Origin of the sequence: Tritonibacter mobilis (assembly GCF_001681715.1) — a bacterium.
In the GTDB taxonomy this organism is placed as follows: domain Bacteria; phylum Pseudomonadota; class Alphaproteobacteria; order Rhodobacterales; family Rhodobacteraceae; genus Epibacterium; species Epibacterium mobile.
The window spans coordinates 17,697-26,625 of the sequence record NZ_LNWY01000021.1 but is presented as its reverse complement, the minus strand read 5'-3'; the positions used below and the strand labels follow the sequence as shown (position 1 = coordinate 26,625).

At 58.0% G+C, this 8,929-nt stretch carries 12 protein-coding genes; 1 reads left to right on the top strand and 11 read right to left on the bottom strand.

Annotated elements, in window-relative coordinates:
* Window positions 1–57: 57 nt before the first annotated feature.
* From rplQ to UB90_RS19080, 9 genes are all read right to left on the bottom strand, one after another.
* Window positions 58–483: a 50S ribosomal protein L17 gene (gene rplQ / locus UB90_RS19120; protein ID WP_009176308.1), complete on the bottom strand. Its 426-nt coding sequence runs from the start codon at window positions 481–483 to the stop codon at window positions 58–60.
* Window positions 484–629: 146 nt separating this feature from the next.
* Window positions 630–1,646, bottom strand: coding sequence for a DNA-directed RNA polymerase subunit alpha (locus tag UB90_RS19115; RefSeq protein ID WP_005621805.1), 1,017 nt, complete (start codon window positions 1,644–1,646; stop codon window positions 630–632).
* Between the two features lie 113 nt (window positions 1,647–1,759).
* The gene (rpsK, locus tag UB90_RS19110; RefSeq protein WP_005621807.1) at window positions 1,760–2,149 is read right to left on the bottom strand and encodes a 30S ribosomal protein S11; all 390 of its coding nucleotides are present in this window, start codon (window positions 2,147–2,149) and stop codon (window positions 1,760–1,762) included.
* Between the two features lie 16 nt (window positions 2,150–2,165).
* Window positions 2,166–2,534 carry a 30S ribosomal protein S13 gene (gene rpsM / locus UB90_RS19105; RefSeq protein WP_005621809.1) on the bottom strand — a complete coding sequence of 123 codons (369 nt, stop codon included), beginning with the start codon at window positions 2,532–2,534 and terminating at the stop codon, window positions 2,166–2,168.
* 373 nt (window positions 2,535–2,907) lie between these two features.
* Entirely contained in the window at window positions 2,908–3,489 is a 582-nt protein-coding gene (locus tag UB90_RS19100; RefSeq protein ID WP_005621812.1) for an adenylate kinase, read from the bottom strand.
* A complete protein-coding gene (secY, locus tag UB90_RS19095) occupies window positions 3,486–4,850 on the bottom strand; it encodes a preprotein translocase subunit SecY (protein ID WP_009177182.1) in 1,365 nt (454 codons plus the stop codon). Before secY ends, UB90_RS19100 begins: the two co-directional genes overlap by 4 nt.
* 110 nt (window positions 4,851–4,960) lie before the next feature.
* A complete protein-coding gene (gene rplO / locus UB90_RS19090) occupies window positions 4,961–5,431 on the bottom strand; it encodes a 50S ribosomal protein L15 (RefSeq protein WP_009176352.1) in 471 nt (156 codons plus the stop codon).
* A 185-nt stretch (window positions 5,432–5,616) separates the two neighbouring features.
* Window positions 5,617–6,309 carry a hypothetical protein gene (locus UB90_RS19085; RefSeq protein WP_065326705.1) on the bottom strand — a complete coding sequence of 231 codons (693 nt, stop codon included), beginning with the start codon at window positions 6,307–6,309 and terminating at the stop codon, window positions 5,617–5,619.
* 450 nt (window positions 6,310–6,759) lie between these two features.
* Window positions 6,760–6,975, bottom strand: a complete 216-nt coding sequence (locus UB90_RS19080) for a DUF1127 domain-containing protein (protein WP_005621822.1) — start codon at window positions 6,973–6,975, stop codon at window positions 6,760–6,762.
* Window positions 6,976–7,235: 260 nt separating this feature from the next.
* Between UB90_RS19080 and UB90_RS19075 the strand changes: the two genes are divergently transcribed.
* Window positions 7,236–7,976 (top strand): class I SAM-dependent methyltransferase, encoded by a 741-nt coding sequence (locus tag UB90_RS19075; RefSeq protein WP_065326697.1) that lies wholly within the window; start codon window positions 7,236–7,238, stop codon window positions 7,974–7,976.
* A gap of 94 nt (window positions 7,977–8,070) precedes the next feature.
* Here UB90_RS19075 and rpmD read toward each other — a convergent pair whose 3' ends face one another.
* Window positions 8,071–8,259 (bottom strand): 50S ribosomal protein L30, encoded by a 189-nt coding sequence (gene rpmD / locus UB90_RS19070; RefSeq protein ID WP_005621828.1) that lies wholly within the window; start codon window positions 8,257–8,259, stop codon window positions 8,071–8,073.
* 12 nt (window positions 8,260–8,271) lie between these two features.
* Entirely contained in the window at window positions 8,272–8,835 is a 564-nt protein-coding gene (rpsE, locus tag UB90_RS19065; RefSeq protein ID WP_009176874.1) for a 30S ribosomal protein S5, read from the bottom strand.
* Window positions 8,836–8,929: the final 94 nt, after the last annotated feature.

Here is an 8,929-nt window from a genome sequence, read left to right as displayed (position 1 = left end):
ACCCCCGCCCTGTTGCCAGAGCGGGGGAAAGGCAGACGGTCAGATGACCGCGAGATCTTATTCTTCGTCTTCGACGGCTTCGATTTCTGCCAGACGGGCCTTATCGGCTGCGCCTTTTGCGGAAACGTCGCGGTCTACGAATTCGATGATCGCCATAGGCGCCATGTCACCATAACGGAAACCGGCCTTCAGGATGCGGACGTAACCGCCCTGACGATCCTTGTAGCGCGGGCCCAGGACTTCGAACAGTTTCGCGACGTCCTTGTCCTCTTTCAGCTTGGAAGCGGCCTGACGACGGGCGTGCAGGTCGCCGCGCTTTGCCAGCGTGATCATCTTTTCGATGATCGGACGTAGTTCTTTTGCTTTGGGAAGGGTGGTCTTGATCTGTTCGTGTTCGATCAGCGAGCCAGCCATGTTGGAGAACAGGGCCTTACGGTGCTCGTGAGTACGGTTCAGGCGGCGATAACCACGTGCGTGACGCATTTTCTATATCCTTTAACTTGCGTTTTGCTTTGTCAGGCAGCTGATGCGTGTCGGCTGCTCACCTTGGGGCGGAAGGCCCAGATTTTCCCCGGCAGGTCCGGGAATTTTGAAGGGGGCCTTAGCCCCCCTCAGATCGAAAGTCCAGCTTAGAAGCTGTCTTCGAATTTCTTGGCCAGCTCTTCGATATTGTCCGGCGGCCAGTCCTCGACGTCCATACCGAGGTGCAGACCCATGCCAGACAGCACTTCCTTGATCTCGTTCAAGGACTTGCGGCCGAAGTTCGGGGTGCGGAGCATCTCGGCTTCGGTTTTCTGGATCAGATCGCCGATATAGACGATGTTGTCGTTCTTCAGGCAGTTTGCCGAACGCACGGACAGTTCCAGCTCGTCCACTTTCTTCAGGAGAAGCGGGTTGAACTCGAGACCATCGTCCTCGTCCTGACGGCCTGCGGATTCCGGCTCGTCGAAGTTCACGAAGATCGACAGCTGGTCCTGCAGGATGCGGGCTGCAAAAGCCAGCGCGTCCTCGGGCGTGATGGAGCCGTCGGTGTCAACTTTGAGGGTCAGCTTGTCATAGTCTAGCACCTGGCCCTCACGGGTGGGCTGAACGTCGTAGGAGACCTTCTTGACCGGGGAGTAGATTGCGTCGATCGGGATCAGACCAATCGGAGCGTCCTCGGGCTTGTTCTTGTCGGCAGAGACATAGCCTTTGCCGGTGTTGACGGTCAGTTCCATGAACAGATCCGCACCATCGTCGAGGTGGCAGATGACGTGCTCGCGGTTCAGAACCTCGATGCCAGCGGTTTCGGCAATGTCGCCTGCGGTGACGACGGCCGGACCTTTGGCATTGATCGACAGGCGCTTGGGCCCTTCGACTTCCATGCGCAGGGAAACCTGCTTGAGGTTCAGGATGATGTCTGTGACGTCTTCACGAACACCGGCCACGGAGGAAAACTCGTGCAGCACGTTGTCGATCTGAACGGATGTGATGGCCGCGCCTTGCAGCGAGCTCATCAGGATGCGGCGCAGTGCGTTGCCGAGCGTCAGACCAAAGCCACGCTCCAGCGGTTCCGCAACGAGCGTTGCCTGACGTGCCGGATCATTGCCCGGTTTCACCTCAAGCTGCGTGGGCTTGATCAATTCTGCCCAATTCTTATGGATCATGCGTTCCCTCCATTCCTGTCTGAACCCCATGTCCAAAGGATCAGACGCCCGAGGTTTCTAATGACGAACTGAGGCCCTGCACATGGCAAGGCCCCAGTATTCTTTGCTGTCGCTTAGACGCGGCGGCGCTTCGGCGGGCGGCAGCCGTTGTGGGCGATCGGGGTCACATCACGAATGTTGGTGATGTTGAAGCCGATTGCGGCCAGCGCGCGCAGGGCGGATTCACGACCCGAACCGGGGCCTTGAACCTCGACCTCAAGGGTCTTTACGCCGTGATCCTGAGCCTTGCGGCCCGCGTCTTCTGCAGCCATCTGCGCAGCATAGGGCGTGGACTTACGAGAGCCCTTGAAGCCCATGGTGCCAGCGGAGGACCAGGAGATCGCGTTGCCCTGAACGTCAGAGATCAGGATCTTGGTGTTGTTGAACGAAGAGTTCACATGGGCAACGCCCGTTGCGATGTTCTTACGCTCTTTACGCTTCGTGCGGGTTTTATCACGTGCCATCTGTCAGGACCCTCCCTTACTTCTTCTTACCAGCAATGGCCTTTGCGGGGCCTTTGCGAGTACGAGCGTTGGTGTGGGTACGCTGACCGCGAACCGGCAGGTTGCGACGGTGGCGCAGGCCACGGTAGCAGCCCAGGTCCATCAGGCGCTTGATGTTCATCTGCACTTCACGACGCAGGTCACCTTCAACGGTGAAGGTTGCGTCGATATGTTCGCGAATCGCCAGAACTTCTGCGTCGGAGAGTTCGTTCACACGACGGGTTACGTCGATGTTCACGGCCTCGCAGATGGCTTTGGCGGATGCAGGACCGATACCCGTGATATAGGTCAGGGCGATCGGGACCCGTTTGGCAGTCGGGATGTTAACGCCGGCAATACGTGCCACGTGTCACTTTCCTTTTTGGTTGCGGTTCCGTAGCTCCAGAACCTTTTTTCACAACACTCGACCAATTGGCGTGTGCCAAAGGGTCTCGCATGTCTCGAGGTAATCAGGTGGACAACGCAAATTGCCCGCCTGGAATGATTCCCAGCAGGGATGTGGGTTCGTATGTGGATTTGGCGGATGGGTCAACCCTCAAACCGGAAGGAAACGGCGTGGGCTGTAACTCCTGTTGCGTCACGCAAGTATCGACCATCTCGGCAGAGTCAGCAATGCCCAATTTGAGAGCATATCGCCCCTGCCTTGCGCCCCCTGCCCCAAAAGAAAAACAGGCCGCCCATGGGCAGCCTGTCGAGAAATTCTGCGATGAGAATCAGGCTTACTCGCCCAAGATCCACGCGATGGATTTTTGCACCTCATCAATGGAGGCCATACCGTCGAGGCGCTGCAGGTTGCCCTTGGCCCAGTAGTAGCCAATCAACGGCGAGGTCTTTTTGTAGTATTCCATCAGGCGAATCCGTACGGATTCCTCGTTGTCGTCCGCACGCGCTTCTTTGCCCGCAGCGCGCGCCTCTTCGGCACGGTTGACGATGCGCTTTACCAGCACCTCGTCATCGACCTGCATCTCGATCACTGCATCGAGCTTCAGATCCATTTCCGCCAGAAGTTTCTCAAGCGCATCCGCTTGCGCCAGAGTGCGCGGGAAGCCGTCGAAGATGAAACCACCCTCTGAACCCTCCTGCAGGCGTTCACGGATCAGACCGATCACGATCTGGTCGGTGACAAGTTTGCCCTCGGCCATGATCGCGGCAACTTTCTTGCCCATCTCGGAGCCGGAGGACTGCGCAGCGCGCAGCATGTCACCGGTGGAGAGCTGAGTCATGTTGCGGCTTTCAACCAAATGGCTGGCCTGTGTTCCTTTGCCTGCGCCCGGCGGGCCCAAGAGAATGATATTGGTCATCGGCGAGACGGTCCCCGTTTGGTGCGTTTCTTGTTACGACCGCGCAGTTGGCTCTTCTCAATGAGGCCTTCGTATTGGTGCGCGAGAAGATGGCTCTGTACCTGTTGGATCGTATCCATGGTCACAGAGACCACAATCAGAACCGAGGTACCGCCAAAGTAAACCGGAATGGCGAAATTGTTGCGCAAAATCTCCGGCAGCAAACACACCAGTGCGAGATAGGCTGACCCGAGCACAAGGATGCGGTTCACCACATATTCGATGTATTCCGCAGTCTTCTTGCCGGGACGAATGCCGGGCACAAAGCCGTTCTGGTTCTTCAGGTTCTGCGCAACTTCATCCGGCTTGAACGAGACGTTGAAGGTGTAGAAATACGCGAAGAACACGATCATCCCTGTAAAGAACAGCAGATAGAGCGGTTGGCCGGGGCCAAAGTTCGCCAAGAGCCAGCTCATCACCGGGCTTGATGCGGAACCCTGGCTAAAGGTGGAGATCGTGGTCGGCAGCAACAGCAGCGAGGAGGCAAAGATCGCCGGGATCACGCCTGCCGGGTTGACCTTCACGGGCAGATGCGAGGAGCCACCATCATAGACCTTCATGCCGACTTGGCGGCGCGGGTACTGAATGTGGATCTTGCGCAGCGCACGCTCCATGAAGACCACGAACATGATCACTGCAACCACCATCACGATGACCGCGATGATCACCGCCGGAGAGATCGCACCAGACCGGCCAGAGGCAAAGAACTGTGCAATCGCGGCCGGGATTTCCGCAATGATGCCCACGAAGATAATCAGCGAGATACCGTTGCCGATGCCGCGGTTGGTGATCTGCTCACCCAACCACATCAGGAACATGGTCCCGCCCACCAGCGTGATCATGCACGACAGGCGGAAATAAAGACCCGGATCAAAAGCCATATCCCCCGCTTCCAGCGAAGCCGCAAGGCCATAAGCCTGTGCGGTTGCCAGCACCACGGTGCCGTAGCGGGTGTATTGGTTGATCTTCTTGCGACCCTGCTCGCCCTCTTTCTTGAGCTGTTCGAGCGCGGGCACCATGGAGGTCAGCAACTGCACGATAATGGAGGCCGAGATGTAGGGCATAATGCCCAGGGCAAAAATACCCATGCGGCCCAATGCACCACCGGTAAACATCGACACCATACCGCCAATGCCCTGCCCGGCGGTGTCCATGAACTGGCGCAATGCATCGGCGTCGATTCCCGGAACGGGAATCCAAGTGCCCAAACGATAGACAATCAAAAGTCCGATCGTAAACAGGATGCGGTTGCGCAGATCCGTGGCCTTGCCGAGCGCTGCCCAGCTGGTGTTCGCCGCCATTTGTTCTGCTGCTGATACCATAAAAGGAGTCTCTTCTTGCGAAAACGCCGCCCGGAACCGTTTTCCGGCTCGGACGGCGTATGGGAAAACTGATGACTTATGTAAGCGGCTTACGCGCCGCTCACAAGCCGTTACTCAGCTGCGGCCTCAGATGCCACGGTCAGGGCGCCGCCTGCCTTGGAGACTGCCTCAACGGCAGCTTTGGAGGCACCGGTCACAGCGATGGTCGCTTTTGCGGTGAATTCACCTTTGGCCAGCACGCGGATGCCGTCGAGCTTGCGACGAACCAGACCGGATGCAACCAGGCTGTCTTCGGTCACAGAAGCTGCGTCGAGCTTGCCTGCGTCGATGAATTTCTGGATCAGGCCGAGGTTCACAACAGCGTATTTCTTGGCGTTGGGCTTGTTGAAGCCACGCTTAGGCAGACGCTGGTAGAGCGGCATTTGGCCACCCTCGTAGCCGTTGATCGCTACACCGGAACGGGACTTCTGACCTTTGATACCGCGGCCACCCATTTTACCTTTGCCGGAACCCGGACCACGGCCAACGCGGGTCCGTTTTGGGGCTGCACCTGGGTTGTCGCGCAGTTCATTGAGTTTCATATCGCTTCTCCTACAGCCGGAAGTGACCCCATGAAGCGATCAGGGTCAGACACGGCATTTCTTGGTTTTGATTCTTGCAGCACAAAAGGCCACCGGGGGCGTATAGACGGGATGCGGTGCGGGATCAAGAGCGGCCTCACCCGATGCCCGCCTGATGCCCCAAGGCAGCGCGCGATATCGCGGGGCTATTTCTTCAACGCGCTGGTGATGGTGACCGTCTCTTTGGCACCGGACCTTACATTGACTGTCCCGCCCGTCACCGAGACCTCGCCCAGAAGACGCCCCAACTCATAGCCCCAGGTGTGATAGTCATAGCACCCGGGCTGCACCGCAAACGCACGCGTCTGACCCGGGTCGATGGTCTCTTTGGGGGCCATGGCATCTGGGGTGCGCTTGCCACAGGGGCTGATGCTGACCGATGTCAGCGCAAAAGGAGTGGCATTCCTGACGATCACTTGCGCCTTGGCCTGCGCCACAGGAGGCGTATTGGGCGTGGCGGAGCGCCCCGCGCCAGAGCTGTCCTTGCGCGCCTCCAGCACATATCGCTGCGCCGCCGCATCGAAACGGTAGTTTTCTACGCGGTAGATCACGCCGGTATCGGCATTATACTGCACCGCACTATACCCCGACGCGCCAGAATAGCTGGAGAAATTCGCCTGCATGTTCCGCCCACCCTGCGGGTTTTTGGCCACGGGCTTCCCGTAGAGAGCAATCACCTCTGAAATAGTGGTGCGTCCGGGTTCAATCGCGCTCATCAACGCCGCGCGCCCCTCCGGTGAATCCCCGATCTGATTAGAGCCGCTGATGTCATCGCTCATACAGCCTGCGGCCAAAGTCAGACAAATCAGGGCAATCAGGCTGCGCCGGGCGCGAAACATGGCCATTCCTCTCAGATAGACTGAGTGGACCGTGCCGCATCCCGGCCACGGTTGTAAATCCCACAGGCGCTGTCATGCGCCATTGGGGTGTATTTTACGGCGTCTCTTCCGCTGTCTTTCTGATGAGGGCGCTGAAAGTGATAAAGGGCGGCGCCGCCAGTTTGGAAGTGGATCGGAGGCGTCACCCTCCAAGAAGAACAGATATCTGACCTTGCACCCCCAGACGTCACTCCGGGGGTCCTGCTCCAGATTGGCCAGCCTGCCACGACCGGCCTGCGAGTTGCGCAACTCGCCGAACACAATGCCCTATCTACGCAAAGATCCCCCTACCGGACCGCGCGCCCCTTGCGCAACAAAAACGCCCCCACGATGTGGAGGCGCTTTTATGGGGCTGCTCATCCTAAGGGAGGAGGATCGGATGGCGACCGCCTTATCTCAGAGATCGAGCGTTCACGCGCCGTAAACGTGGGTGCGCGCCAGATCAGCGATATCGCAGCGGCGGATGCCGATGTCTGCCAGATCACGGTCGGTGAGCGCGTCGAGCTCGTCATAGGTGCGCTTATATTCCTTGTAGAGCGCCCAGGAGGTGCGGGCATTCTCTGCCACGCCACGCAGGCGGGCAAAAAGGGAAGAAGACGCGATGTTTGTGTTCAGTACATGTGCCATGTGTTTTGGTCCTTATCTCTAGCCGGGACGGGTTTCCGCGGCTCTTGTTGTCTCTGTTCAATTCCTTTGACACTTGCGAAGATAAGGCAGGGTGTTGGCGCTAACAACTGACAGTTCGGAACACCCGCTATGCTGCAGGTGCATAGACGATCTATTAACCCGCATTTTCCCACCTGACATTCCCCCTCCCTTTCGTGAGAGTGAACGAAAGACCCGATTTTCTCTCTTTCCCTTGCACACCAACCTCTTGCGAAGGTGCCATGACCGAACCCGCCAAAGACATTTACGACCCTGAATTTGTCGCCGACCTTTTTGATCGATGTTCCTCAAGCTACCGCAGCTGGAGCGCCGTGAGTTCGTTTGGGTTTGTCGCGATCTGGCGACATCAATGCGTCGCGCGCCTGCCGCGTCGTGCTGGACCGCACCCTGTTGTGGTCGACTTGATGGCTGGAACCGGCGAGGTCTGGCCCTACGTGCTGCGCCGGATACCCGAGGTTGCGACCATCACCGCGTTGGATATTTCGCATCGCATGCATCTTGAGGCCGTTGAGCGGTTGCATCGCAGCTATTCCGATAAGATCACACATATCGAAGCCAACGCGCTGCAAAGCGATCTGCCCGCAAACCATGCAGATTTACTTGTCTCGACCTTTGGGCTGAAGACCTTCAACACCGATCAACAAAGCGAGTTGGCAAGACAGATCGCACGCATCCTGAAACCCGGCGGCAGCTTTTCCCTGATTGAGGCCTCCGACCCCAAAGGATGGATGCTGCGGCCCTTCTATCGGTTCTATCTCGACAGGATGCTCCCTTTGATTGAGCGGTACTTCCTGCGCGGCGCGAATGATTTCAGCATGATCGGCGCCTACACGCAGAATTTTGGCGACTGCACATATTTTGCGGATGCATTGCGAGCAAATGGTCTTTCGGTCGAGATGAAGAAACACTTCTTTGGCTGCGCTACCAGTGTTGCGGGCACCAAGCCAAAGCACCACACGTAGGATGGCGCACGCCCACCGGCGCATCGCGCTTATCAACAGGAAAACGCCCCCGGATCTCTCCGAGGGCGTCTTTAGTGCATGTCGACAAAGAGGCTTAGCCGCGCTCTTCGACGATTTCCACCAGATGCGGGATCTTGTTGATCATGCCGCGTACGGAAGGGGTATCTTCCAGTTCGCGGGTTTTGTGCATCTTGTTCAGGCCCAGGCCGATCAGGGTTGCGCGCTGTTCGGCGGGGCGACGGATCGGGGAACCGATCTGTTTCACGACGATGGTTTTAGCCATGGATCAGTCTCCTTACGCTTCTGCTTCCGCAGGTGCTTCGTCCCGCTTGGGCAGGATGTCAGCAACCTTTTTGCCACGACGCTGAGCAACAGAGCGCGGGCTCTGCTCTTTTTTCAGGCCGTCGATGGTGGCGCGGATCATGTTGTAAGGGTTCTGAGAGCCAACGGACTTGGAAACCACGTCCTTGATGCCCAGCATTTCAAACACGGCACGCATCGGACCACCGGCGATGATACCAGTACCTTCCGGAGCGGTGCGCATGACCACTTTGCCGGCGCCGTGGCGACCGTACATGTCGTGGTGCAGGGTACGACCCTCTTTCAGCGGCACGCGGATCATCTGGCGCTTGGCTTGCTCGGTTGCCTTGCGGATCGCCTCGGGCACCTCTTTGGCTTTACCTTTGCCGAAGCCGACGCGACCTTTTTGGTCACCTACGACGACGAGCGCGGCGAAGCCGAAGCGCTTACCACCCTTAACGGTTTTAGACACGCGGTTGATCGCGACCAGACGATCTGCAAACTCCGGTGTCTCTTCACGATCGCGGCGGTTGCCGCGGCGGTTTTCACGTTCTGCCATTTGGCATTCCTTCATGATGTGACGAGGAAGTCAGACCGCCCCGTCAAATGTTCCAATCCTGGTGAGCCTGCCGCAAGGCCTGCTCCCGGATCAT